This window comes from Pedobacter mendelii (genome assembly GCF_014635725.1).
GTDB classification, from domain to species: domain Bacteria; phylum Bacteroidota; class Bacteroidia; order Sphingobacteriales; family Sphingobacteriaceae; genus Pedobacter; species Pedobacter mendelii.
On sequence record NZ_BMDJ01000001.1, the window covers coordinates 72,459 to 98,908 of the forward strand.

General features: G+C 35.8%; 25 protein-coding genes. 20 read left to right on the top strand and 5 right to left on the bottom strand.

Features of this window, described 5'->3' with window-relative positions:
* Nucleotide 1: 1 nt before the first annotated feature.
* Nucleotides 2-817 (bottom strand): purine-nucleoside phosphorylase, encoded by an 816-nt coding sequence (locus tag IEV50_RS00290; protein WP_188411228.1) that lies wholly within the window; start codon nucleotides 815-817, stop codon nucleotides 2-4.
* Nucleotides 789-1,850 carry a tetraacyldisaccharide 4'-kinase gene (gene lpxK, locus IEV50_RS00295; RefSeq protein WP_188411230.1) on the bottom strand — a complete coding sequence of 354 codons (1,062 nt, stop codon included), beginning with the start codon at nucleotides 1,848-1,850 and terminating at the stop codon, nucleotides 789-791. The genes IEV50_RS00290 and lpxK overlap by 29 nt, the downstream gene beginning before the upstream one ends.
* Nucleotides 1,851-2,030: 180 nt before the next feature.
* On the opposite strand from lpxK, the gene IEV50_RS00300 reads away from it, so the two are divergent.
* From IEV50_RS00300 to IEV50_RS00345, 10 genes are all read left to right on the top strand, one after another.
* Nucleotides 2,031-3,191 (top strand): sterol desaturase family protein, encoded by a 1,161-nt coding sequence (locus tag IEV50_RS00300; protein ID WP_229746566.1) that lies wholly within the window; start codon nucleotides 2,031-2,033, stop codon nucleotides 3,189-3,191.
* Nucleotides 3,192-3,507: 316 nt separating this feature from the next.
* Nucleotides 3,508-4,641 carry an NAD(P)/FAD-dependent oxidoreductase gene (locus IEV50_RS00305; protein ID WP_188411233.1) on the top strand — a complete coding sequence of 378 codons (1,134 nt, stop codon included), beginning with the start codon at nucleotides 3,508-3,510 and terminating at the stop codon, nucleotides 4,639-4,641.
* Complete coding sequence (locus IEV50_RS00310) at nucleotides 4,641-5,354, top strand: methyltransferase domain-containing protein (protein WP_188411235.1); 714 nt, start codon at nucleotides 4,641-4,643, stop codon at nucleotides 5,352-5,354. The genes IEV50_RS00305 and IEV50_RS00310 overlap by 1 nt, the downstream gene beginning before the upstream one ends.
* A complete protein-coding gene (locus IEV50_RS00315; RefSeq protein WP_188411237.1) occupies nucleotides 5,351-6,403 on the top strand; it encodes a type III polyketide synthase in 1,053 nt (350 codons plus the stop codon). The genes IEV50_RS00310 and IEV50_RS00315 overlap by 4 nt, the downstream gene beginning before the upstream one ends.
* A gap of 1 nt (nucleotide 6,404) precedes the next feature.
* Nucleotides 6,405-6,851: a 3-hydroxyacyl-ACP dehydratase FabZ family protein gene (locus tag IEV50_RS00320; RefSeq protein WP_188411239.1), complete on the top strand. Its 447-nt coding sequence runs from the start codon at nucleotides 6,405-6,407 to the stop codon at nucleotides 6,849-6,851.
* A complete protein-coding gene (locus tag IEV50_RS00325) occupies nucleotides 6,844-8,124 on the top strand; it encodes a beta-ketoacyl-[acyl-carrier-protein] synthase family protein (protein ID WP_188411241.1) in 1,281 nt (426 codons plus the stop codon). The genes IEV50_RS00320 and IEV50_RS00325 overlap by 8 nt, the downstream gene beginning before the upstream one ends.
* Nucleotides 8,117-8,374: an acyl carrier protein gene (locus tag IEV50_RS00330; protein WP_188411243.1), complete on the top strand. Its 258-nt coding sequence runs from the start codon at nucleotides 8,117-8,119 to the stop codon at nucleotides 8,372-8,374. The genes IEV50_RS00325 and IEV50_RS00330 overlap by 8 nt, the downstream gene beginning before the upstream one ends.
* Nucleotides 8,361-8,921 (top strand): 4'-phosphopantetheinyl transferase family protein, encoded by a 561-nt coding sequence (locus IEV50_RS00335; RefSeq protein WP_188411245.1) that lies wholly within the window; start codon nucleotides 8,361-8,363, stop codon nucleotides 8,919-8,921. Before IEV50_RS00330 ends, IEV50_RS00335 begins: the two co-directional genes overlap by 14 nt.
* A gap of 95 nt (nucleotides 8,922-9,016) precedes the next feature.
* A complete protein-coding gene (gene pruA, locus IEV50_RS00340; protein WP_188411247.1) occupies nucleotides 9,017-10,651 on the top strand; it encodes an L-glutamate gamma-semialdehyde dehydrogenase in 1,635 nt (544 codons plus the stop codon).
* A gap of 532 nt (nucleotides 10,652-11,183) precedes the next feature.
* Nucleotides 11,184-11,435, top strand: coding sequence for a hypothetical protein (locus tag IEV50_RS00345; protein ID WP_188411249.1), 252 nt, complete (start codon nucleotides 11,184-11,186; stop codon nucleotides 11,433-11,435).
* 238 nt (nucleotides 11,436-11,673) lie between these two features.
* Here the strand turns inward: IEV50_RS00345 and IEV50_RS00350 are convergent, their stop codons facing one another.
* From IEV50_RS00350 to IEV50_RS00360, 3 genes are all read right to left on the bottom strand, one after another.
* Nucleotides 11,674-12,309, bottom strand: a complete 636-nt coding sequence (locus IEV50_RS00350) for a carbonic anhydrase (RefSeq protein WP_188411251.1) — start codon at nucleotides 12,307-12,309, stop codon at nucleotides 11,674-11,676.
* On the bottom strand, nucleotides 12,309-13,919 hold the full coding sequence (locus IEV50_RS00355; RefSeq protein ID WP_188411253.1) for a SulP family inorganic anion transporter: 1,611 nt from the start codon (nucleotides 13,917-13,919) through the stop codon (nucleotides 12,309-12,311). Before IEV50_RS00355 ends, IEV50_RS00350 begins: the two co-directional genes overlap by 1 nt.
* 146 nt (nucleotides 13,920-14,065) lie before the next feature.
* The gene (locus IEV50_RS00360) at nucleotides 14,066-14,368 is read right to left on the bottom strand and encodes a hypothetical protein (protein ID WP_229746567.1); all 303 of its coding nucleotides are present in this window, start codon (nucleotides 14,366-14,368) and stop codon (nucleotides 14,066-14,068) included.
* A 325-nt stretch (nucleotides 14,369-14,693) separates the two neighbouring features.
* On the opposite strand from IEV50_RS00360, the gene IEV50_RS00365 reads away from it, so the two are divergent.
* From IEV50_RS00365 to IEV50_RS00410, 10 genes are all read left to right on the top strand, one after another.
* Complete coding sequence (locus tag IEV50_RS00365; RefSeq protein WP_188411257.1) at nucleotides 14,694-16,235, top strand: acyl-CoA carboxylase subunit beta; 1,542 nt, start codon at nucleotides 14,694-14,696, stop codon at nucleotides 16,233-16,235.
* 361 nt (nucleotides 16,236-16,596) lie between these two features.
* Nucleotides 16,597-17,751: an MFS transporter gene (locus IEV50_RS00370; RefSeq protein WP_229746568.1), complete on the top strand. Its 1,155-nt coding sequence runs from the start codon at nucleotides 16,597-16,599 to the stop codon at nucleotides 17,749-17,751.
* 82 nt (nucleotides 17,752-17,833) lie between these two features.
* Nucleotides 17,834-18,172: a GNAT family N-acetyltransferase gene (locus IEV50_RS00375; RefSeq protein ID WP_229746569.1), complete on the top strand. Its 339-nt coding sequence runs from the start codon at nucleotides 17,834-17,836 to the stop codon at nucleotides 18,170-18,172.
* Nucleotides 18,173-18,300: 128 nt separating this feature from the next.
* Nucleotides 18,301-19,416: a M42 family metallopeptidase gene (locus IEV50_RS00380; protein WP_188411261.1), complete on the top strand. Its 1,116-nt coding sequence runs from the start codon at nucleotides 18,301-18,303 to the stop codon at nucleotides 19,414-19,416.
* 6 nt (nucleotides 19,417-19,422) lie between these two features.
* On the top strand, nucleotides 19,423-19,677 hold the full coding sequence (locus IEV50_RS00385) for a hypothetical protein (protein ID WP_188411263.1): 255 nt from the start codon (nucleotides 19,423-19,425) through the stop codon (nucleotides 19,675-19,677).
* 89 nt (nucleotides 19,678-19,766) lie between these two features.
* Nucleotides 19,767-20,456: a 2,3-diphosphoglycerate-dependent phosphoglycerate mutase gene (gene gpmA / locus IEV50_RS00390; RefSeq protein ID WP_188411265.1), complete on the top strand. Its 690-nt coding sequence runs from the start codon at nucleotides 19,767-19,769 to the stop codon at nucleotides 20,454-20,456.
* A 75-nt stretch (nucleotides 20,457-20,531) separates the two neighbouring features.
* Nucleotides 20,532-20,951, top strand: coding sequence for a DUF1801 domain-containing protein (locus IEV50_RS00395; RefSeq protein ID WP_188411267.1), 420 nt, complete (start codon nucleotides 20,532-20,534; stop codon nucleotides 20,949-20,951).
* Nucleotides 20,952-21,243: 292 nt separating this feature from the next.
* The gene (locus tag IEV50_RS00400) at nucleotides 21,244-23,661 is read left to right on the top strand and encodes an alpha/beta hydrolase family protein (RefSeq protein WP_188411269.1); all 2,418 of its coding nucleotides are present in this window, start codon (nucleotides 21,244-21,246) and stop codon (nucleotides 23,659-23,661) included.
* Nucleotides 23,662-23,801: 140 nt separating this feature from the next.
* On the top strand, nucleotides 23,802-24,680 hold the full coding sequence (locus IEV50_RS00405; RefSeq protein WP_188411271.1) for a DnaJ C-terminal domain-containing protein: 879 nt from the start codon (nucleotides 23,802-23,804) through the stop codon (nucleotides 24,678-24,680).
* A gap of 171 nt (nucleotides 24,681-24,851) precedes the next feature.
* The gene (locus IEV50_RS00410) at nucleotides 24,852-26,426 is read left to right on the top strand and encodes a helicase HerA-like domain-containing protein (RefSeq protein WP_188411273.1); all 1,575 of its coding nucleotides are present in this window, start codon (nucleotides 24,852-24,854) and stop codon (nucleotides 26,424-26,426) included.
* The last annotated feature ends 24 nt before the right edge of the window (nucleotides 26,427-26,450 follow it).

Genomic DNA, 26,450 nt, shown 5'->3' on the forward strand with positions numbered 1-26,450 from the left:
TTTATAATTCAGCAATTAGTCTGGTTAAAATTTCAGTCATTTTAGGTTCAGCCTTTGCCGCTGCAGCTAAAATTTCATCTAAATTAAAGGGCTGCAAATCTTCGGGAAAACCCTCATCGGTTAAAACAGATATTGCAAAAACAGGTAAACCTGCATGGTTAGCAACGATTACCTCCGGCACAGTACTCATTCCTACAGCATCGGCTCCAATTAAACGAAGGTATTTGTATTCCGCTTTAGTTTCTAAATTAGGGCCAGATACAGCAACATAAACGCCTTTATGGCAATTTATATCAACATCATTTGCAATTTTTAAAGCTTTGGCAATAATACTTCTTTTATATGGCTCGCTCATATCAGGAAAGCGAGGGCCTAATTCACTTTCTATTAAACCTCTAAGCGGGTTATCAGGTTGAAGATTTATATGATCCTCAATAATCATCAAATCGCCTTTTTTAAATTCAGGATTTATAGAACCTGCAGCATTAGAAACAATTAAATTTTCAATGCCTAAACCTTTCATAACCCTTACAGGAAAAGTGATTTGTTGCATGCTGTAGCCCTCGTAATAATGCAAACGCCCCTGCATGGCAATAATTTTTTTTCCGTTTAAGGTTCCAAAAATTAATTTACCGCTATGGAATTCTAAAGTAGATATTGGAAAATTTGGGATATTGGAGTACATCAACTGAAACTCCACCTCTATTTCTTTGACTAAACCACCCAAGCCTGTACCTAAAATGATACCAACCTCGGGTTTAAAGTTTTCAGTTTTACGCTTTACATACTCAACTGTTTCTTCTATTGCTCTTAACATAGTTTAAAATAAGTTCATCAAAGATAATCTTATCTTCCTCAAATAATTCAACCTCTATTGGTAAAAAATATATTGGCAAACTTAGAGGTAAATCTTCAAATCCGATAGCTCTTAAACGCTTACTATCCTTTTCTGTTGTGATGATAACTTTTTTGGTATTGTTTGACTTATCGAATGCAGATACAAATTTTTTAATTTCTTCTGATGAAAATCGATGATGATCGGCAAAGGCTTCGTGGTGAATGTTTTCTGTATACTTCTGTAATTCTTCAATTAAAGGTTCAGGATTTGCAATTCCCGTTAAAAGAAAAATTTCAAAGCTTTTGATGGACTCTAATGATAAAGTCTTATCGCTGTTTATTGCCCTCAAATCGCCATATTTTAAATAAGAATGCAAAACAGGTTGATTGTTGTTTGGTTGTAATTCGTTTATTGATGCTTGCTGAGCCACATGCAGCAATGGAACTGGTGATTTCGTAACCAACAATACATCAGCTCTTTTACGTGATGAAAAAACATCTCTTAAATTACCAGCTGGGAGCAAAAATTGCAAAGTTCCTAATTTTCTAAACTCAAAGAGTAAAATGTTAAAACCAGCTTTTACAGCCCGATGTTGAAAAGCATCATCAAGAATAATTAAATCGTGATTTTCTTTTAGTTTTTCAATTCCCATCATACGGTCTTCGCAAACGGCAACGGTTACATTTTCAAATTTATTAAAATATTGTAATGGCTCATCGCCAATGGTTTCAGCAGTTGAACTTACGTTAGCTAAAATAAATCCTTTAGTTTTTCGCCCATATCCCCTGCTTAAAATGGCAATCTTATAATGGGCTAAAAGCCTTACTAAATACTCTGTTGTGGGCGTTTTTCCAGAACCCCCAACGGCTAAATTACCCACACAAATAACAGGTAATTCGAATTTAATCGATCGCATGATACCCCAATCGTATAGTTTTTTACGAAGGATAATTGCTAAACCATATATTAATGAAAAAGGAAGAAGTAAAAGACGTAAATAGTTAAGTAGCATACCGTGTTAGTTTCAAAAATACAGATAATTTAAAAAAATTTGGCATCGCCTTTAGCGATGGCTAATTAATCAACCCGCAACAGACAGAAAGGTTTGTAAGACTTTTACTGAAATCTATTTTTTAAATTCCCAGCTGCTAAAAGTCATTTATTTGCTATCAATACTTAAAATTCAGTATTATTGTTATCAACAAAAAATGATTTAATGTCTTCAAAACGTTTAGTAGTTGGCCAAGGCCAAATTAGTGGATATATTTCTATATTTTTAGCCATTTTGGCTTTGCTTGGAATTTTGTGTTTTCACTACCCCGAAAAGCTTACAACACCAGAATTTCGTGAAATTTATACAAAAAATAGTATGGAATTTTTAATGCTTGGTGGAGTTATTGCATCTTTCTTTTTTGCTGGTCTAAGCATTATTTTGAGCAAAAAATTAAAATTTGGATGGCCAGGTTTTGCTTTAGCAGCTTTGGCTGTAATTTTAGGAGCACTTGGTGTTGAGGGTAGAGATGTTGCAAAATCAAGCTGGCACTTCGGATTAGACTGGATGATTTTAGACTTACTTTTAATGGTTGCAATTTTTGTCCCGCTAGAACTATTCTTCCCAAAAAACACTGAGCAAACTAAATTTCATGAAGAGTGGCGAACAGATTTAACATACTTCGTAATTAGTCATTTATTTATTCAGTTTTTCGGTATTGTTACGCAGAAACCTGCGGTATTATTTTTTGGCTGGATGGGTTTAGACCAACTGCATACCTGGATACAAAGTTTACCTTTTGCCATAGCTTTATTTTTGGCGTTTTTCAGCACAGATTTATTTCAATATTGGGCACATCGCTTTTTCCATACCAGAGTTTCCTTGTGGCGTTTTCACTCCATTCATCACTCTACACAAAACATGGATTGGTTAGCAGGCAGTCGTACGCACTTTATCGATATCTTTTTTACGAGAGCAATGACGTTTATTCCTTTGTACATTTTAGGTTTTTCGTCAACTGTTTTTAATGTTTACATTATTTTTATTGCCATTCATGCCGTTTTAATTCATGCCAATACCAGGATTAATTTCGGCCCGATAAAGTACATTTTCACTACGCCACAATACCACCATTGGCACCACTGCGAAGACCCAAAATATTACGGCCATAACTTTGCATCAATATTTCCTTTTATCGATATGATTTTTGGAACTTATTATTTACCTAAAAATGAATGGCCAGCCGGAACCGGCGTTCATGAAGCATCGTACCCGAAAGGTTTTGTCAATCAATCTATTTATCCCTTTACAAAAAGTCCGTTTGATACCGATTTAAATATGGAAGAACGGAGTGATAGGTAGATATTTCTCTCCCGCAGAGATTTAAGAAGATTAACGCAGATTTTATAGGCAGCAGTTTTATGCCTATATCATTGTATGTGTCTCCACTACAAGTGTTCGGAAGCGTTAGACGATCATCTAATGCCTTAATCAAAAGCAATTTATTAAGCTAAAATTATTTTAATTAACTGGTTTTTCTGAACTATTGAGCGCACGTACGATAAATATTTAGTGTCGTATTTTACTATATAACGATGATATAAGTCTAGTATAAAAAAAATTGCTTGTCGAACAAAGGTGGATGTAAAGTGTTACATTGTAATATCTTTAAAACTATATGCCGCTTGAAACAGAAATCTTAATAATTGGTGGTGGATTAGCCGGTTTAACCGCAGCTATACATCTTCAAAGACTAGGCTTAGCAGTAACTCTAATTGAGAAACAAACTTATCCTCATCATAAAGTTTGCGGCGAATATATTTCAAATGAAACTTTACCATACCTAAATTGGCTCGGTATTCATGTAGATAATCTGTTGCCTACACAAATAACAAATTTAGAATTTACAGCCATTTCAGGCAAATCTGTTAATACAAAATTACCATTAGGTGGTTTTGGTTTAAGCCGATATGCAATTGATGAATTCTTATACAATATAGCTATTAAAAAAGGAGTAAGCATTTTTCATGATACTGTAATCCATGTGAATTATACGAATAACCAGTTCAATATTGAAACCGCTGCAGGTAAAACTTTTAGAGCAGCTCATGTTATTGGCGCTTATGGTAAGCGAGCATTAATTGATGTTAAATTAGAGCGTGAATTTATCATTAAAAAATCTCCTTATCTGGCAGTAAAGGCACATTATAAGTCAAATTTTCCCAACAACCTGGTTAGCTTAAACAATTTTAAAGGTGGTTATTGTGGGGTTTCAAAAGTAGAAAACGACACATTGAACATTTGCTATTTAGCCAACTACAATAGCTTTAAAAAGTATAAAAGTATTACCGCTTATCAGGAAAATATTTTGTACCAAAACAAAAATCTAAAGAATATTTTTGAACAATCTGAAATGATTTTTGATACGCCGCTTACGATCAGTCAAATTTCTTTCGATGCAAAAGAACCCATTTTCAACCATATTTTAATGATTGGAGATACAGCAGGATTGATTCATCCGCTTTGTGGAAATGGAATGGCTATGGCCATTCATAGTGCTAAAATTGCATCTGACCTTTTAAACAAACACTTTAAAGGGGAAATTAATTCAAGAGCAGAATTAGAGGTAAGCTATGCCAAAAGTTGGAAAGAATTATTTAATAACAGATTAAAGATGGGGCGAGTGCTAAGTTCCATTTTAAAAAACAACATACTCGAAAGCTTTGCTATGAATTCGATTACAAAAATGCCTTTTGTATTTAATAAAATAATCAAGCATACTCATGGCCGACCAATTACAATTCCAAATTAATGGCAATAGATACAAGTTATAGAAGCAATGCCCCTGAAATGATGGATGATTTCCAAATGGAAGGAGAAATTTTAAGAGATGCCTTAGATAAAATCGCAAGGATCAATCAACTACTTGGAGGCAACAAGGTTACACTTAGTGGAATCAAAACCTTAATATCAGGCAAACCAAATAAAGAAATTATACGTATTACTGATATAGGTTGCGGTAATGGAGATATGTTAAGAACATTAGCTGATTACGCAAGTAAAAACAACCTAAACTTTGTTCTAAAAGGAATAGATGCCAACAAATTTACGATAGAACACGCTGAAAATCTATCTAAAAACTATAGCAACATTTCATACGAATGCAGCGATATTTTTGATGATTTAGCCAAAGATGAACCTTGTGATATTATTATTTGTACATTAACGTTACACCACTTTAAAGATGAAGATATTATTAAACTTTTGGCAAATTTTAAATCATCGGCAAAAACAGGAATAGTAATAAACGACTTAGAAAGAAGCGCATTGGCATATAGACTTTTTAAGGTTTTATGTTTTGCATTTGGCTTAAATGATATGTCGAGAGAAGATGGCTTAGTTTCTATCTTACGCGGATTTAAGAAAGCAGATTTACGTTCATACACAGAAAAATTAAATTTAAGATATAGTTCAATTAAATGGAAGTGGGCTTTTCGATACCAATGGATAATTAAATCAGTATGAGTGTAATTGTTAAAGCAGTTGGTAAAGCATTACCAGAATTTTGGAGAGCAACAGAAGATATAATTCCTTTTTTAGATATTTGGCTAAAAGACCAGGATGAACGATTTATTAGAAAAGTTAAAAAGATTTTTGAGGGTGCAGCCGTAGATAAGCGATATTCATTCATGTCGCCTGAAGAAGTTTTCAGCAATTTAAGTTTTGAGCAAAGAAATGACATTTACATAAGAGAAGGCATAAAATTAGGCGTAAAGTGTTTAGAAACTGCGCTAGAAAAAGCAAAATGGCAGCCAAAAGATTTAGACTATATTATTACTGTTAGTTGTACAGGCATTATGATTCCATCTTTAGATGCTTATTTAATTAATGCACTAAAACTTCGTCAGGATATTGTTCGGCTACCGGTAACAGAAATGGGTTGTGCTGCCGGAGTTTCGGGAATGATTTACGCTAAAAACTTTTTAAAGGCTAATCCTGGTAAACGCGCTGCTGTTATCGCTGTAGAATCGCCAACTGCGACTTTCCAACTTAACGATTTTTCGATGGCTAATGTGGTTAGTGCTGCTATTTTTGGAGATGGTGCCGCTTGCGTTTTATTGAGTTCGAACGAAGAAGATGATGGTCCGGAAATTTTAGCCGAAGAAATGTATCACTTTTATGATGCAGAAGAAATGATGGGTTTTAAATTAACCAATACCGGATTACAGATGGTTTTAGATGTTGAAGTACCCGAGACAATTGCCCTTCATTTCCCTGAAATTATTCATCCCTTTTTAGCCAAAAATAATCTAGAAATTAGCGATATCGACCACCTGATTTTTCATCCCGGAGGGAAAAAAATTATACAGGTTGTAGAAGAATTATTTGGAAAATTAGGCAAAAACATAAACGAAACAAAAGAAGTTTTAAGGCTATATGGTAATATGAGCAGTGCCACGGTTTTATATGTATTAGAAAGTTATATGAACAAAAATCCTGCTCCTGGAGAGAAAGGATTAATGCTCAGTTTTGGCCCTGGTTTTTCGGCACAAAGAATTCTTTTAAAATGGTAATATGAATCTGCAAGAAATAATTAAAAAATTACCTTACGGAAAAGATTTTTTATTTGTTGATGAACTATTACAAATCGATAAAAATGGAGCAATTGGCACCTATACCTATAAAGATAGTTTATCATTCTATGAAAGCCATTTTAAAAACGAACCCATAACTCCAGCAGTAATTCTAACAGAAACTATGGCTCAAATCGGTTTGGTTTGTTTGGGTTTATTTCTTTTAAAAGACGAATTGAATAATGAAAAAACATCATTGGTTATGACATCAAATTCTATTGATTTTCTAAAACCTGTTTATCCCAGTGAAAAAGTATGGGTAACAAGTGAAAAGATATATTTCCGCTTTAATAAATTAAGTTGCAAAGTAAAAATGGAGAATATTCTGGGCGAAGTTATATGTAAAGGAACTATTTCTGGAATGTTAATTTCTAACCCTGATGAATAGCAATCGGGTAGTAATAACTGGTTTAGGTATTTGTGCGCCAAATGGCACAACAATTCCTGAATTTACGAATGCTATAAAAAATGGTATTTCAGGAATAACACATCAACCTGATCTAGAAGCCCTCGGTTTTTCATGCCAAATTGCAGGAAAGCCTCAGCTCAGTGAGGAAAGGATTGCACAATATTTTACGCCCTTAGAACTACGAAATTTAAACAGCACCGGAATTATTTATGGTGTTGTAGCAGGCTTAGATGCCTGGAAAGATGCGGGTTTGGAAAAAAGTGATGATGAAGAACCTGACTGGGATAGCGGAACAATTTTTGGTACTGGAACCTCAGGAATTGACAAATTTAGGTGGGCGATTAATAAAATTGATGACATGGAAATCCGAAAACTCGGAAGTTCAGTTGTTATACAAACCATGGCAAGTGGTGTAAGTGCATTTATTAGTGGCAAATTAGGCTTAGGAAATCAAATAAGCACAAATTCATCTGCATGCGCAACGGGTGCCGAAAGCCTTTTACTTGCTTACGAAAGAATTAAATCTGGACAGGCAAAACGTATGCTTGCCGGCAGCACAAGTGATAGCGGGCCATACATTTGGGGCGGTTTCGATGCCATGAAAGTTTGCACATTTAAGCACAATAATGAGCCTGAAAAAGGAAGCAGACCGATGAGCTTAATGGCAAGTGGTTTTGTACCCGGAAGTGGTGCAGGTGCATTGGTTTTAGAATCACTTGATTCTGCTTTGGCAAGAAATGCGAATATTTATGCCGAGGTTTTGGGTGGTCATTTAAATTCTGGTGGGCAAAGGGGTACAGGAACCATGACAGCACCAAACCCCATGGCAGTTCAACGCTGCATTCAGAAGGCTGTTGAAAATTCGGGAATACAATTACACGAAATTGATGTGATTAACGGTCATTTAACAGCTACGAGTAAAGATGCCCTCGAAATTGAAAACTGGAAAATTGCACTTGGTTCATCTGCTGATAACTTTCCTTATATAAACTCTTTGAAAGGAATGATTGGCCATTGTATCAGTGCTGCCGGAAGCATCGAATGTGTAGCATCAGTTTTAGAATTAAATCAAGATTTTATCTTCCCAAATATAAATTGCGAAGATGTTAACCCAGAAATAACTACTTTGATAAATAAAAATCGAATTCCTCAAACACTCATCAAAAAATCGTTCAATATTCTGGCTAAGGCTAGCTTTGGCTTTGGCGATGTAAACGTTTGTCTGATATTAAAAAAATATACCCATGAATAAAAATGAAATTATTTCAGCACTGAAAACTATTATACAACCTTACAGCGAAGAAACTTTAGCTTTAGAAAACATTGATGAAAACACCGATTTTATTGCCGATTTAAAAATAAATTCAGCCAATCTGGTTGATATCGTACTCGATATCGAAGAAGAATTTAAAATTGAAATTGATAATGATTCTATGGCGAAAATGTTAACTGTTAAAGCCACTGTAGAAATTATAGATAGCAAGCTAAATGCTGGGAAATGATATCGTAGATTTAAATCTTGCCAGGGTACAAAGTAATTGGAGACGTAATGGCTACCTTGAAAAAATCTTTACGCAAGAGGAACAACTCCTTATCAACTCGGCAACAAATCCCGATTTAATAGTTTGGTTGCTTTGGAGTATGAAAGAATCGGCTTATAAAATTCATAACCGTAAAACCGGTATACGGAATTTTGCGCCAAAAAGTTTCCAGTGCAAATTATTATATATTGATACTAAAAAGTCGTTTGGTTTCGTAAAAAGGAATGAATTATTGTTTTTAACGAAGTCAGAAATAAACAGCACGTTTATACATACCATAGCAACCAGCGAAGATTTAATTTTCAAAAACCTTATAGTTAAACGAGTTTACAATCAATCCAACTATTCAAATATCTTTAATCTTTCAAAAAGATTTTATCTCGCTCACAATGAAGCATCCCTTCCAGAAATTACCAACCTTAAAACAAAAACTAAACATATTACATCTATCAGTCACCACGGAGAATATTTAAGAATTGTTTTCAATAAGAAATCGAAAACCGAATGAATAAGCATACCGACTTCCCCTTACTTTCTTTACAGTAGAATAGAATTGCATCCCTCAAAAACCCTTATCTTTGCCCAAATCATAAAAAATATACTATGCTTAAAGGATTTTTTAACGTACCCATTCCGGTAAACGAACCTATATTAAATTATGGCCCAGGCAGTAAAGAACGCGTTCTTTTAAAAGAGGCACTTGCTGAAGCTCGCTCACACCAACAAGATATTCCGATGTATATTGGTGGTAAACAAATTCACACCATTAAAAAGGGTAAGGTTGTTCCTCCACACGATCACCAACACGTTTTAGCCCAATTTAGCATTGGCGACAAAACTCATATTACACAAGCCATTAATGCTGCTTTGGCTGCAAAAGAAGACTGGGAAAACCTTTCTTGGGAGCACAGAGCGGCAATCTTTTTAAAAGCTGCTGATTTAATTGCGGGCAAATACCGTTATAAATTAAATGCAGCGACTATGCTTGGTCAAAGCAAAAATGCCTATCAAGCAGAAATTGATGCGGCTTGTGAACTCATTGATTTCTTACGTTTCAATGTAAGTTACATGGCCGATATTTACAAACAACAACCGCCTGTCTCTCCCCGTGGCAACTGGAACCGTGTAGAACAACGCCCGTTAGAAGGTTTTGTATTTGCACTTACTCCATTTAACTTTACTGCTATTGCTGCTAACTTACCTGCTTCGGCAGCGATGATGGGCAATGTTGTAGTTTGGAAACCTGCTGATACTCAAATTTACGCAGCCAACCTTTTAATGGAAATTTTCCGTGAGGCGGGCGTACCTGATGGTGTAATCAATTTAGTTTATGCCGATGGCCCGGAAACTGGCGATGTTATTTTTAACCATCCAGATTTTGCAGGCATTCATTTTACAGGTTCTACAAAAGTTTTCCAGGAAATTTGGAAAACAATTGGTACAAATATCCATAAATATAAATCCTATCCTCGTATTGTGGGCGAAACTGGTGGTAAAGATTTTATCCTGGTTCACCCATCGGCGCAAACCGATATTGCGAGTACTGCAATTGTTCGTGGTGCTTTCGAATACCAGGGTCAAAAATGTTCGGCTGCAAGTCGTGTTTACATTGCCGAAAGCCTTTGGCCAGAAATCAAGAAGTTAATGTTACGCGATTTGGCGACATTCAAAATGGGTGGAACTGAAGATTTTACCAATTTTATTAATGCTGTTATAGATGAGCGCTCATTTGATAAATTAGCGAAATACATTGACCAAGCTAAGAAAGATAAAGGGGTAGAAATTATTGCTGGTGGTAACTACGATAAGAGCAAAGGCTATTTCGTTGAACCAACTGTTTTAGTAGTTGACGACCCGAAATACACCACCATGTGCGAAGAATTGTTCGGCCCGGTTTTAACAATCTACGTTTATGCAGATAAAGATTTCGATTCGATTTTAAAGGTTATCGACACCACTTCTCCTTATGCTTTAACTGGCGCATTAATCGCACAAGACCGTTACGCAATTGATAAGGCATCGCATGTTTTACGCAACGCAGCCGGCAACTTTTACATTAACGATAAATGTACAGGTGCAGTTGTTGGACAGCAACCATTCGGTGGCGCCAGAGGTTCAGGCACAAACGATAAAGCCGGCTCGATGATTAATTTGTTGCGTTGGGTTTCTCCTCGTACCATTAAAGAAGTTTTCGAATCGCCAACGGATTATCGTTACCCGTTTTTAGCAGAGGATTAGTTATTGAGTTTAGAGTTGACAACTTTCTGGCAATATTGCTTAAAAGTTGTCAACTCAATAAATTTTCAAAACCCTTGAACAATCAGGGGTTGTTCTTTTTATAGGGATTTGTAAAGCAAAGGCAATGATAACTTTACTGGTAGTCGGGCTTTACGCTAAATCTTTTTTGTAATAGCTAACAAATTCTTTCTAACCTGCTATTAAAGTTGTCAACTCTTAAAAAACAAAAAAGTATACCGCTCCAATCCCGTTTAAGATATTTGGTTTTTGCAACTATTTAGGGCTGCAGGGCGTAAGATGCACAATCTTAAATTCCTCAAACCCGACAGTAGCGTAAATCCTTTTGATTGCTTTTTAAAGTTACTAACTCTCTTAAGCAGCTGGCCATTCAGAGTTAGTAACTTTGCAAGAAAAAGATTGCAGCGCATGGCGGGACTACAGCATCCACGATACACTAAACAGTCATTTCCAAATCCTTATCACTCTTTTAAAACCATCTTTGCTTTCCACTGTTCTTAATAAAAAAAACATCATGGCTAATCAAAACGAAAATTTAAAAGATAAAAACGCGGATAATGCTGCAGATAAGACAAATATGCCAGATGGATTGGTTCCCCGTCATCACAGCGATGAAAATAACGAAAAAAACAAAGTAAAATCTGATGCGGGTAACCTGGGTAGAAATTTTGGAAAAGGCGATTTTGGTTCGGAAGAAGCCCGTGAAGATTCTGAAAAAGGAAACGAGGGACACGCAGGCAACATGCCGAATAGTAAAGAAAAGTAAAGAGGATGTATCATAAATAAAATTATTTTTGAAACTTGTTACGTTGAGCTTGTGGAAACGCCCTCAAAGGCAATTTTTTACAAGTCTTCCGACAGGCTCAAGATGACATTTCATATTTATGATACAACCTCTTTGTTATTTAATACCGGCGAATTTATTGATAAGCCAATTTATTTTATAAAACCCTCAAACTGCCAAAATATAAGTCTAGACTTTTTAACTATTGTGGCCTTAAATGCTATAACCAGCTTACAATACCAGTTTCTACATTATAATTCGCGCCTACTATTTTTATTTTCCCATCTTTTTCCATTTGGTTTAAAGTGGTACTTTGGTTGCGAATATCTTTTATGGTTTGCTTTACATTTTGTACGTTCAATCTTTCCAACAAATCATCATTTTTAGACGAACGTTCTTCTCCTTCTGTAATAACTTCATTAATAATTGCATTAAAATGATCTACTAAATGAATAAGGTTTTCCATTCCTGTCTCTCGGATTGCAGCAGAATCTAATCCTCCTTTTAAAGCTCCGCATTTTGAATGCCCTAAAACAACAATTAATTTAGATCCTGCAACATTACAGCCAAATTCCATAGAACCCAAAATATCTTGGTTCGCAAAATTCCCAGCTATTCTCACACTAAAAATATCTCCTAATCCTTGGTCAAAGATCAATTCTGCAGAAGTACGACTGTCTATGCAGCTTAATATTACAGCAAATGGCCATTGTCCTGACCTGGTATCATTTACTTGTGCTAGTAAATCTCTGTTGGCTTTTAAATTTTGTACAAATCTTTCATTACCCTCTTTTAGTATTTCAAATGCTTTTTCAGGGGTAATTGTTGCTTGTGTTTCTAAAGTATGTGCCTTCATTATTTTTTATTATTTATTTCTTCTACAATCTTGTTATTTAATTTTGGTACAGTGTAATGTTTCTGTACGTTTTCTAAGGTTACTATAATGCCTTTGGTATAGGCATTATGTTTGTAATTGAAAATGGTTTCTAATACATCGGGGTCGATATACCGGGCATTAGTACCATCAATAATTACATTTGTTTCTCGTGGAATATTCGTTAAAACAACCTGTATAGCGGCTTTATTTAAAAAGGAAACTTCCTCTGCCAGTTTAATTCTAATGTTCTTTTTATCGCCCTCATTGGTAATTCTATAGAAAAAAGGATTACGCATGTTTGTCCGCAATAAGTAGAAAATTGAAACCAACATACCTACTGCAACGCCTTTTAGTAAATCGGTAAACAATACCGCTACAACGGTTACAACAAATGGCACAAACTGATCCCAGCCTTTATGGTACATGTGTTTAAATAGGCTGATGCGTGTTAGTTTATAGCCTGTTACCAATAAAATTGCTGCCAAACATGAAAGCGGAATCATATTAATTACCTGCGGAATAAATAATAGCGAAAGCAATAACCAAATACCATGAAAAATGGCTGACATTTTGGTTCTACCTCCTGAATTTACATTCGCAGAGCTTCTAACAATTACCGAAGTCATTGGTAAACCACCTACCATGCCGCTGGTAATGTTTCCTATACCTTGTGCAATTAATTCGCGATTTGTTGGCGATACGCGTTTAATCGGATCTATTTTATCAATGGCTTCGATACTTAATAAAGTTTCTAAACTTGCTACTACCGCAATGGTTACAGCAACGATATAAACATTCTTATTGGCCAGTTGAGAAAAATCGGGCAAGGTAAACAAGCCTAAAAATTCGCCAAAACCGTTAACAACAGGAATTTTCACCATCTGATCAGCCCGAAGTGGATGATCTGTCCCGGCGAAAATTATTGTACCAATAATACCTAATGCCACAACTAATAATGGTGCAGGCACAATGGCAAGTCTTGGAAATTTTGGCCATATAATTAAAATCGCTATCGATAACAAACTGATAACTACTGCTGCCAAACTGAAATGGCTTAGTGCAGCAGATATTGCAGAAAAAGTATTTTCATGATCTTGTTGAAAGAAACCTTCATCACCACTAAAATCAGTGTCGACACCCAAAGCATGTGGAAGTTGTTTTAAAATTAAGATTAATCCAATAGCAGCCAGCATACCTTCAATTACACTCGAAGGAAAATAATTACCAATTGTACCCGCTTTTACCAAACCTAAAATTAATTGAAAAACACCTGCCAGTACTACGGCTAGCAAAAACGTTGGATAACTTCCAAGCGATGTAATTGCACCTAGAACAATTACAGTTAAACCCGCTGCCGGACCACTAACACTCAGCTGTGAACCACTAAATGAAGCAACAACGATTCCACCAATAATACCAGTTATTAAACCGGCAAATAAAGGTGCACCAGAAGCCAGTGCAATACCTAAACATAATGGCAAAGCAACTAGAAAAACGACTATACTGGCGGGTAAATCTTTCTTTAAATTCTTTTTGAGAATATATTTTTTCACATCCGAGCCTGAAAAGGCCGGGTTAAACTTTTGCATAACGATATAATTATCAGGTAAATTTTAACGAATAAAATCTTGGTGTTAAAGCAAAGTGAATTTAGATAAATTCAATATATACCAATTAATAGCTATGTATTGTTTATCCATAAATTCTATCGAGAAAAATGCGATTCCACCTAAATTTAGCTAAAGTTAGGCGGCGGTGTTGGTACGGTAGGATGATATGGATCTACATATCGTTTGAAATGCTCAATAAAACTACTCTTCAGCACAAAATGACTTGAGGAGAACTCATAAGAAAATATTGGATGACTTAATTCAACAAATTTAAACTCGCTGAACTTCGATGTGTCTTTGGCGGTATCTTTACCGCCATCATGCTCTAACTCAATTTGCATGATAACAGCATTCATAATTTCTTTATCAATACAAGTACAAAAAACCGGAGCGCCAGAAATAGTCATCTTCGCGGTGAAGATGAGCATAAATGCAGCAACGATTATAAACTTGTATTTCCTTAAAAACATTTATTTTATTCTAATCTCGTTTTAATTTAGTTACAAAAATAAACGGATAATTGGTTTTTCAATACTTTAAGCTGTAAAAAAAATGTAATATAAGTGATTGACAAGAATTTAAACATCAAATTACTCAAATCTCGCAGGTTTTAAAAACCTTCAAGGTTTATTAAGAGCAACAAAAAAGAATTTCAGGTTTGTAAATAAAGATTCAGGTTATTGAGTAAATAACAACATATCAACCTTGCAATACCGATTGTAATTTTTAATTTTAAAATCTCATGTCATTAATATGGATAAGAAAATAGCATTACTTAAAGATAAAATAAATCAGGCAAACCTCGGTGGCGGGCAGGTGAGAATTGATAGTCAGCATAAGAAAGGAAAATTAACAGCCAGAGAACGTATTCATTTTTTAATGGATGAAGGCAGTTTTGAAGAAATTGGCATGCTGGTTACGCACCGCAGCACTGATTTTGGTATGGAAAGTGAAAAGTATTTAGGCGATGGTGTAGTTACAGGTTATGGCACAATTAATGGCCGTTTAACCTATGTTTTTTCTCAGGATTTTACTGTTTTTGGTGGTTCTTTATCAGAAACCCATGCAGAAAAAATTTGCAAATTAATGGATATGGCCATGAAAAACGGCGCTCCATTAATTGGTTTAAACGACAGTGGCGGTGCTCGCATTCAGGAAGGTGTGGTTTCTTTGGGTGGCTATGCCGATATTTTTTACAAAAATGTTCAGGCTTCTGGAGTTATTCCACAGCTTTCAGCAATTATGGGCCCCTGTGCAGGTGGTGCAGTTTATTCTCCTGCCATCACAGATTTTATTTTGATGGTTGAAAATACCTCATACATGTTTGTAACCGGACCAAATGTGGTAAAAACAGTTACGCATGAAGAAGTAACCTCAGAAGAGCTTGGTGGGGCAAGTACACATGCAACTAAATCAGGGGTAACACATTTCGCTTGTGCAAACGAGATTGATGCAATAGCTCATGTTAAAAAGCTTTTAAGTTATATGCCTCAAAATTGTGAGGAAATGGCAGAACCAATCCCATACGAACCAGGTGATGAAAGCAGGATTGAGCTGAATACTTTTATGCCTCAAAATGCATCGCAACCTTATGATATTAGAGAGATAATTTCAATCGTTACAGATGTAGATAGTTTTTTGGAAGTTCATAAGGATTTTGCAGAAAACATTGTAGTTGGTTTTGCTCGATTAGCAGGCAGAAGTATTGGAATTATTGCTAATCAACCTGCTTATCTGGCAGGTGTATTAGATAGCAATTCATCTACTAAGGCGGCTCGTTTCGTTCGCTTCTGCGATTGCTTTAATATCCCGTTACTCGTTTTTGAAGATGTTCCAGGTTTCTTGCCCGGCACAGATCAGGAATGGAATGGCATTATCACCAATGGTGCAAAATTACTTTATGCTTTTAGTGAAGCAACTGTTCCGCGGATAACAGTAATCACCAGAAAAGCTTATGGCGGTGCTTATGATGTTATGAACAGTAAACACATTGGTGCAGATATGAATTACGCATGGCCAAGCGCCGAAATTGCGGTGATGGGTGCAAAAGGAGCAGCAGAAATTATTTTTAAAAGAGAAATTACATCAGCAGAAAACCCTCAGGAAAAATGGTTGGAGAAAGAAAAATTGTATTCAGATATTTTTGCAAACCCGTACCGGGCAGCCGAACGTGGTTTTGTTGATGAAGTTATCGAACCTGCCCAAACAAGGATTAAATTAATAAAAGCTTTCAAAATGCTCGAAAATAAAGTTGTAAATAATCCAAGAAAAAAACACGGAAATATACCTTTGTAGGGATGGGAGATGGAAGATGGGTAATGGAAGATGGGAAAGGGAAAATGGCTGATGGGAAAGGGAAGATGGATGATGTAGTAAACAACCATCATCCATTTTAACATTTTACATACTTTATATCCAAATTTGCTATGTTTAATCTAACATGAGTCAGTCGGAAGCTCCATCATCCATTTTACATTTCTACATTTTAAATATTTTATGTATCCCAAATTTGCAAGGTTTAATCTAACATAAGTAAGGCGGAAGCTCCATCATTCATTTTACATCCTCTAAATTTACATCCGGTAGTGGAAGATTTAGGACACAACCATCATCCATTTTACATTATACATATTAATCCATTTTACATCCTTTAAATATGTTAAAACGAGCCGATATAATTTTAATGGCCTTTTGCACAGGCTTAATTGTTGCAAACATTTACTACTGCCAGCCTTTAGTTATTCTTGTTGCTAAAGATTTTAACCTTACAGAAAGCCATGCTGGGCGAATTACCTATTTAACACAGATTGGTTATGCCTTAGGTTTATTTCTTTTGGTTCCGCTTGGCGATATGTTCGAGCGTAAAAAACAAATATTAATTATAACAGGCCTGGCCATTGTGGCACTTTTAGCTGCCGCTTTTTCAACAACCTTTTTCTTACTCGAAATTGCTTCCATTTTAATTGGTGCCTGCTCTATTGTTCCTCAACTCATTTTACCATTGGCAGCCAACCTAAGTTCTGATGAAAATCGAGGTGCTAATATCGGTATGATTATGAGTGGCTTACTAGTTGGTATTTTAGCATCAAGAGCCTTAAGTGGAAGTATTGGATTTTGGCTCGGCTGGCGAGCAGTTTATTTTATGGCTGCCGGCATTTGTGCTTTACTAATTGTATTAATGGCCAAGCGTTTCCCACAGAGTTATCCTGCTTTTAAAGGGACATACAAAGAATTAATGAGTTCGATGTTTAGTTACATCAAAACGCAGCCAGCTTTACGCGAAACATCAATAATTAATTTTTTAGCCTTTGCAATTATTAGTGCCTTCTGGACAACCATGGTTTTGTTTTTGGCAAACCCACCGTTTAGTTTTCAAACCCTACAAATTGGTTTATTTGGAATTGCAGGCGCAGCTGGTGCATTAGCTGCACCATTAGTTGGAAAACTCAGCGACGGCAACAATCCACGTAAAAACTTATTGATTGGCTTTATCCTTCAAATCATCAGCATTGGATTATTTTACTTTACTGGAAACCATTTGTATTTATTTGTAATTGGAATTATATTGATTGATATCGGTCAGCAGGCAATTCATGTGACTAACCAAACCAGAATTTACACGCTAATACCTGAAGCGAGAAATAGATTAAACACCATATTTATGTCGGTAAGTTTTATTGGCGCAAGTTGCGGTTCTGCTTTAGGTTTATTCCTTTGGGATAAAGGCGGCTGGAATTTATTTTGTTACGGAATGACGGGAATTATCGTTCTAAATAGTTTAATTTACACATTCTACGGAAGAAAACAATAATAATCTGGAAACATTAATTCAAATAGAGCAAATTTTTCCATCACTAACCTGGCGGATAAGGCACGAAGCAATGTACCCGGACATGCCTTTCGATGCTGTAAAATTAAAAGACGATTTTGAGGGTATACATTTCGGATTATATGCAGACCACAAATTATCTGGTGTGGTTTCCTTATTTCCACAAGGTGATGTTTACCAATTTAGAAAACTTGCGGTGTTGCCAGCAGCTCAAAAACTAGGTTATGGCACTAAATTGATGGACTATATCTTAGATTTTTGTAAAATTCAGAAGGCAACCGAGCTTTGGTGTAACGCCCGTGTTAATGCAAAGGAATTTTATTTTAAATTTGGCTTCCGCGAAACAGATGATACTTTTTTTAAAGACGGCTTTGATTTCGTAGTGATGGAACTGGGATTTTAGATTGTAGATTTACGATTTAAATCACCCAGATTTAAAAAATTAAAATTCAAATAAATAAAAACTAGATTTCGATTTGTTTTGCTCCATACCAATCTAAATTCGTAAATCTAATATCGTAAATCAAAATCATGGCGAAGAAAAAAGAAGACGAAAAGAAAAAACATGTTGCTGTTGTAACCAAAAAATCGTTACAATTTCTTGAAGAATACATAAACAACCCCGCTCCTACGGGTTATGAATGGGAAGGACAAAAACTATGGCTTAATTACCTTAAACCTTATATTGATGAACATTTCATTGATAACTATGGAACAGCAGTTGGTGTAATCAATCCTAAAGCAGATTACAAAGTGGTAATTGAAGCACATGCTGATGAAATTTCGTGGTACGTAAATTACATTACTGCCGATGGTTTAATTTATGTGATTCGTAACGGCGGATCTGATCACCAGATTGCACCATCGAAACGAGTAAATATCCATACTGAAAAAGGTTTGGTTAAAGCAGTTTTTGGCTGGCCTGCAATTCATACTCGCCATGGAGAAAAAGAACAAGCCCCTGAATTAAAAAATATCTTTTTAGATTGTGGTTGTACAACAAAAGAAGAAGTAGAAAAATTAGGTATCCACGTTGGTTGCGTAATCACTTATGAAGATGAATTTATGGTTTTAAACGACCGTTATTATGTTGGTCGTGCCTTGGATAACCGCGTTGGTGGTTTTATGATTGCCGAAGTGGCCCGCCTGTTAAAAGAGAACAAAAAGAAGCTTCCATTCGGCTTATACATAGTAAATTCTGTACAGGAAGAAATTGGTTTACGTGGGGCAGAAATGATTGCACAACGCATTAAGCCTGATGTGGCAATTGTTACTGATGTAACACACGACACAACCACACCAATGATTAACAAAAACATTCAAGGCGATTTAGCGGCAGGCAAAGGCCCTGTTGTTTCTTATGCTCCGGCAGTACAAACCAACCTGAATAAGTTATTAATTAAAGTAGCAGAGAAAAATGATATTCCATTCCAACGCCAGGCTTCATCACGTTCCACAGGAACAGATACCGATGCCTTTGCCTATTCAAATGGCGGCGTTCCTTCGGCTTTGATTTCTCTACCATTACGCTACATGCACACAACGGTAGAAATGGTCCATAAAGAAGATGTAGACAATGTAATCAGCTTAATTTATGAAAGTTTATTAAACATTAAAGATGGTCAGGATTTCAGAGAGTTTAAATAATAAATTATGGATGAGGTAAATTATCAGAAAATTATTTTTAAAACGTTTTTAAAGTTGCTGCTAATGATTTTCATCTTCGTTTCTATAAATAATTGGCCTCAAATTAAAGGTAGCATTCATGGGGAAATCCCACCTCTGAATGTATGGCTCGACCATAGCATTAGGGTTAGCAACGTCTTTTTTATTATCGTGGCAACAATTTATTTCTTTTACGTTGAATTTAAAAAGCAGAAAGAATTAGTTGACGGACATTCCAACTAAATAAAAAGACAAATAATAATTAGGCTTGAAGTTATTTCTTCAGGCCTTTTTTATAACTTGTATTATCGATCTTTAACATCAATTACTAAATGAAAAAAATAGTTTTACTCCGCCACGGACAAAGCCTTTGGAACTTAGAAAATCGCTTTACAGGCTGGACTGATGTCGATTTATCAGAAAGCGGATATCTGGAAGCTAAAAGAGCAGGTCAGCTTTTAAAGAAGCATAATTTTAACTTCGATATTGCTTTTACATCGTTGCTAAAAAGGGCTATTAAAACACTTCATATCGTTCTTGAAGAACTCGATCACCTTTGGATTCCCGAGCAGAAGACCTGGCATTTAAATGAACGATTTTATGGTGCTTTGCAAGGCCTTAATAAAGATGAAACAGCGGAAAAATATGGCCTTGAACAAGTAACAAAATGGCGAAGAGATCCTGATGAAGAACCGCCTGCAATAACTAAAAGCGATGAAAGATATCCAGGAAATGATTTACGTTATCAATTTTTAAAACCTGAAGAATTGCCTTTAACCGAAAATTTGAGTGATACCATTGGCAGAGTTCTGCCGTTTTGGAATGAAGCAATAGTACCGGCGATTAGCATGAATGAAAAAGTTATAATATCGGCCCATGGTAATAGCTTGAGGGCACTAATTAAATACCTTGATAACTTAAGCAATGAAGAAGTTACAGCGTTGGAGATTCCAACAGGTACACCGCTTGTTTACGAATTAGATGATAATTTGCAGAAACTAAGACATTATTATCTGGAGTAACATATTTCCTAAATTGGAAACATTCCAGGCTGTGTAAATTGATTAAATAATTTTTACATTCAATTATCTATTAAAATGGCAAAAAACAAAACAACAGAAAACGCTGATAGCGTTACTACATTTCTAAATAAAATTACCGAAGAAATTAAGCGTAAAGATAGTTTCGAGTTAGTTAAGATATTTGAAGAGGTATCAGCTCATGAAGCTAAAATGTGGGGTACTGCGATTGTTGGTTTTGGAAGCTATCACTACAAATATGCAAGTGGACATGAAGGCGATGCACCACTCGCTGGCTTTTCGCCCAGGAAAGATGCGTTCGCATTATACTTTTTATTCAACAACGATGATAGAGAAAGGTTACTTGAAGTATTTGGCAAACATAAAAGCGGAAAGGCTTGTGTGTACATTAAAAAACTTAGCGACATCAATCCTTCTATTTTGAAAGAAATGATAATTACTTCGATTGCTGAAATTAAGAAACTGTATCCTGAATAGAGAAATGGGTTTTATTTGCCACAAGCAGTAAACTTGCCGAATAAAACTGTATTAAACGGATAGCCCGAAGACCAATTTAAACCACAACATCTATTTTTATTATGGTCGCGTATTTGTAGCCAAGGCTTTTCGGGCAAGGACTATTAGTGAAAGCAGGACTGATTTTTACAAAGAATTACTGTATTTACTTTTTAAATTATTTTTAAGCTTGTAAATAAGCAGTTACGCTACATTTTAGGTCGGTTTATTTTGCAATATTTGATTATTCTTTGTCAAATAACCAAACCGGATTATGTTTAAAAAACTACACTTCTATTTTTTAATATCAAGCGCTTTCATTTCAATAAATGCAGCAGCACAAGATGCCGTAAGCTATCAACTTCCACCTAAAGAAATTGCTGATTTGTTGCTTGCCAAACCAACACCCGGTGTTAGCATTGATGATAGAGCAGAATGGATTTTATTTAGTGAACGGAATTCGTATCCATCTGTTGAGGAGTTAGCAATGCCCGAATATCGTATTGCTGGATTACGCTTAAATCCAAATAACTATTCGCCAAGCCGCATTACTTATATTAACAATTTCAGTTTAAAGAACATTAAAGCTGATAAAACATTTCCTGTTACCGGTTTGCCCGCTCCTTTGTATGCGAGTAACATCAGCTGGAATCCTTCGCAAAATAAAATTGCCTTTACAAATACCACGCAAAAAGGTGTCGATTTATACATTATAGATATTGCTACAAAAAAAGCAACAAAAACCAATAAGGCCTTTTTAAATGTGGTTTTAGGTAGTGGTTTAACATGGTTAAATGACAACACAATTATTTATAGAGCCGTAACTAAACCAGCTACTTCTGCACCGATAAAACCGCTTATGCCTAAAGGCCCAACAGTACAGCAAAATTTGGGTAAAGCAGCGCCAAGTCCTACCTATCAGGATTTAATTAAATCACCTTATGATGAGCAACTTTTCGAATTCTATGGCACATCGCAACTGGTAAAAAACACGGGCGGTGTAGAAATGCCAATTGGTAAACCTGCAATTTATAGTTCAGTGAGCTTATCGCCTGATAAAACTTTTATGCTAATAGAAACCATTCGTAAACCATTTTCTTATTTGGTCACTGCAAACGGTTTTCCATCTACTGTTACCGTTACCGATTTAACTGGTAAAGCGGTTAAAGTTTTGGCAGAATTACCATCAGCTGAAGGAACACCTTCAGGATACGATAATATGCAAAACCTTCCTCGTGGTTTTGATTGGAGAGACGACGAACCGGCAACCATTATCTGGTCGAAACCGTTAGATAGTGGTTTAATTAAGAAAAACGTCCCTTTTCATGATGCAGTTTATTCCTTAAGTGCTCCTTTCTCAGGAACTGAAAAAGAATTATTTAAAACGCAAACCCGTTTTCGCGGTGTACAATGGGGCGATGCAAATTTAGCTTTGGTTATGGAAGGTTTAAGAAGTAAGCAAACCAGCAAAGTAAGCAGATATAACCCAACAACAGGTGCTTTAGAAGAATTATATAGCCGCAACCAAACTGATGCATATGGTAACCCAGGTACACCAGTAACTACAAAAAATAAGTACGGTCGCTCAGTAATTCATACCATAGATAATGGCACGAAACTTTTAATGAATAATACTGTTGGCTCTTCAGATAAAGGCGATTTGCCATTTTTAGCAAAATTTGATTTAGCAACTAAAAAGAATGAAATTATTTGGCGTAGTGCAGAAGGTACATTTGAGTATGTAAGTGATGTTATAGACCCAGAAAAGCTTGTTTTGCTTACCAGAAAAGAAAGTCAGAAATTGGTTCCGAATTATTACATTAAAAATCTGGTACTTCGAGTTGCCGATAGGCCTGTTACTGCCTTCTCAAATCCATACCCTTCTTTAGATGGTGTTGTAAAAGAAAAAATTTCTTACAAAAGGTCTGATGGTGTTGATTTAACAGGTGATTTATATTTACCAAAAGGCTACAATAAAGAGAAAGATGGCCTGCTTCCAACTATTATTTGGGCTTATCCCCGCGAGTTTAACTCTGCTGCCGATGCGGCTCAAATTCGTGGCTCAAAAGATAAATTCACCACAATTTCATGGGGTTCTCCAATTTACTGGGTTACCCGTGGTTATGCAGTTTTAGATAACGCAGAAATGCCAATTGTAGCAAAAGATGGCAAAAAACCAAATGATACCTTTATTGATCAATTGAGTTTAAATGCAGAAGCAGCAATTAATAAACTTTCTGATTTGGGCGTTGGCGATAGAAAACGCATGGCCGTTGGCGGACACAGTTATGGCGCATTCATGACCGCTAATCTTTTAGCACACACCAATTTGTTTGCGGCAGGCATTGCTAGAAGCGGCGCTTATAACCGTACTTTAACACCGTTCGGTTTCCAAAACGAAGAACGTACATATTGGCAAGCTCCTCAGTTATATTACGAAATGAGTCCGTTCAGTTATGCAGATAAAATTAAAACACCGTTGTTGCTAATCCACGGAGATTCTGATGATAACACAGGTACTTTCCCGATAAATAGTGAGCGTTTATTTGCTGCAATTAAAGGCGCTGGCGGAACAGTTAGATTTGTATTTTTACCTTACGAAGCACATGGCTATAGAGGTAAAGAAAACATATTGCATGCCCTTTGGGAGCAGGATCAATGGCTTGAAAAATACGTGAAGAACAAAAAATAAAATCTCGATCACATCTACAAAAAATGCCCCGAAATCCGGGGCATTTTTTGTTTAAATTAGCGTTATTCATGGTTAATAACTAGTTTTACATTTTCCGAAACCAAACCCCAACATTCAAATTACTTATTTGTTTACCACTTATGGATTACATTGATTACTATAAAGTTCTTGAAATTAACAAAGATGCGACCACAGATGATATTAAAAAAGCCTATCGGAAACAGGCAAGGAAATACCATCCTGATTTAAATCCTAATAATGAAGAGGCAAATAAAAAATTCCAGCAAGTAAATGAGGCGAATGAGGTTTTAAGCGATCTGGAAAAACGAAAAAAATATGACCGTTATGGTAAAGACTGGCAACATGCCGATCAATTTAATGCTCAACAACAAAACAAGCAATCGCATGGAGCAGGCAGAGGTGGATTTTCAGGTTTTGGAGGAGAGGATTTTTCAGACTTTTTTTCATCTATGTTTGGTGGTGGCGGCGGTCGAAGTAGCAGCAGATCGCCTTTTAAAGGGCAGGATTTTACAGCAGAATTGAACCTTAATTTAATTGATGCTTATACAACCCATAAACAAACGCTTACTGTAAATGGAAAACAGGTTCGCATAACAATTCCTGCCGGTGTAGAAAATGGACAAAAAATAAAACTTCCCGGTTACGGAGCGGCAGGACCAAACAATGGGCCTGCAGGCGATTTATACATTACATTTAACATTGCCGAACACCCTAAATTTAAGCGAAAAGGAAATAACATTTACATTCAGGAAGACGTTGATTTATATACAGCAGTTTTAGGTGGAGCGAAAATTGTTGAGACGTTAAATGGTAAGGTAAAACTCAATATACCTGCCGGCACACAACCTGACACTAATTTAAGACTTAAAGGAAAAGGATTCCCATTTTATAAAAAAGAAAATCAATTCGGTGACTTATACATCAAATGGCAAATTAAAATACCAACAAATTTAAATAATCAACAAAAGGAGTTATTCGAAAAGCTTTCCAAGTCTTAACCAATTACCGAAACTATTTTCCTTTCGGTTTAAGACTTTGTAACCATAATAAATTTAAATCAGTTCTGGTAAGCAATAAATTAATTTTTAACGAATGGCCTTAAAAGGATGCAATAAAAATCCTTTTTTTAATATTAGTTTATTAAATTGGGGCATTAAAACCTTAAAATAATGAGTGATTCTGCTTCAAAATTTATCGAAAAAATAAAAGCTTCTTATGCGCCAACAGGCTCATATATTTACCTCGGGGCGGGCATTTTAGATGGGCAGGTTTATGAGGATGCCGAAGTAAATCTATCCTTAAAAATGATGAACAGGCATGGTTTAATTGCCGGCGCAACTGGTACAGGAAAAACCCGCACCCTTCAATTACTTTCAGAACAGCTTTCTGATGCTGGGGTTCCGGTTTTTATGCTTGATGTAAAAGGCGATTTATCTGGCTTAAATCAACCCGGAAGCATAAATCCAAAAATTGAAGAAAGAGCTGCTCAATTAAAAAAATCTTTTACACCAACGGGCTTCCCTGTAGAAATTTACTCTCTTTCCGGAAAACTTGGCGCACAGATGAGGGCAACCGTTTTAGAATTCGGGCCAACACTTCTATCAAAAGTTTTAGATTTAAACGATACACAATCTGGTGTAATGGCTGTTATCTTCAAGTATGCTGATGACAACAAAATGCCAATAATCGACCTAAACGATTTAAAGAAATTAGTTTCATATTTATCAGAAGGAGCTGGTGCTGCTGAAATTAAAGAAAGTTACGGCACCATTTCAACCGCAACATCCGGAACCATTTTAAGAAAAATCGTCGCCATTGAACAGCAAGGTTTAGCCGGAATGTTTGGTGAAAAATCTTTCGATTCAGAAGATTTATTTGAGCGTGTTGACGGTAAAGGCGTTATCAGCCTTTTAAACATTGCAGATGTTCAAAATCAACCTGTTTTGTACTCTACATTTTTGCTAAGCTTGCTTGCTGAACTTTTTAGCACATTGCCTGAAGTTGGCGATTTAGACAAACCAAAATTGGTTTTCTTTTTTGATGAAGCACACTTACTTTTCAACAACTCTTCTAAAACTTTTTTAGAGCAGATTGAAACAATTATCAGATTAATCCGATCAAAAGGTGTAGGTGTTTTTTTCTGTACGCAATCGCCAACCGATGTTCCTGAAAGTGTTTTAGGGCAATTAGGAAATAGAGTTCAACACGCGCTTAGGGCTTTTACACCAAACGATGTAGATGCTCTGAAAAAGACAGTTAACACTTATCCAAAATCTGATTTTTATGAAATTGATAAGGTTTTAACCTCATTAGGAACTGGCCAAGCTTTAGTTACCGTATTAAATGAAAAAGGAATTCCAACTGAAGTATCTGCAACAATGCTTACTCCACCAAGGGCTGTAATGGGACCTCTAACTGCCGCAGATTTTGATAAAGTTGTTTCTGGAAGTGCGATGTATACTAAATACAAAGACCCGATTGATCCAGAAAGTGCTTATGATATTTTAACCAAAAAAATTAATGATCAAACTATCGCATCCGAACAGCAAAAACAAGAAGTTGAAGCACAAAAACAAGCTAAAATTGAAAGCAAGCCAAAGTCTGGCGAGAAAAGTTTAGTAGAACAGGTTATGGGGGCAACAATTACCCGTCAGATTGGTAAGGAAATTGTTCGTGGCCTTTTTGGCATGTTAACAGGAAAGAAAACACAAAGCAAAAACGGCGGTGGTTTCTTCGGATTTTAAATTAGTAATACGAAAATTCAATTA